Raw genomic sequence first — 501 nt, 5'->3', positions numbered from 1 at the left:
CGGTCCTGCCGCGCATGCCCTGGCGCGAACGCCTGCCGGCCCTGCTCGCAGTCTGGCCGGCCGTAACGGTGGCGGTCGTCGTGCTGGGCGGCATCTATGGCGGGCTGTTCACCCCGACGGAGGGCGCCTCCGTCGGCGCCATCGCCATGCTGCTGACCGGTGTCGCCACCCGCAAGCTCGATCGCCCCGCGATCACGCGCAGCCTGCGGATCACGGCGGAGACCTCGGCGATGATCCTGGCGCTGACGCAGATGCCGACCAATCTCGCCGAATGGATCGCCGGACTGGGACTATCACCACCGCTCGTGCTGGCGATGCTGCTGGCAAGCTACATCCTGCTCGGCGCGGTGATGGACGAACTCGCCATGATCATCCTGACGCTGCCGGTCTTCTTCCCGCTCGTGCAAGCGCTGGATTTCGGCTTTCCACCCGACGAGGTCGCCATCTGGTTCGGCATCCTTGTGCTCATCGTCGTTGGCATCGGGCTCACTGCACCACCGA

At 67.3% G+C, this 501-nt stretch carries 1 protein-coding gene; it reads left to right on the top strand.

Translation table 11 applies throughout. The features are described from left to right. Nucleotides 1-501 (top strand): TRAP transporter large permease subunit (locus ACTIF6_RS26825; RefSeq protein ID WP_439590747.1); only part of this gene is annotated, 501 nt, incomplete at both ends.

The organism is Hydrogenophaga sp., assembly GCF_051860785.1.
GTDB lineage: Bacteria > Pseudomonadota > Gammaproteobacteria > Burkholderiales > Burkholderiaceae_C > Hydrogenophaga.
Note: the sequence above shows the minus strand (reverse complement) of the source record. Positions and strands in the feature narration are given on the sequence as shown.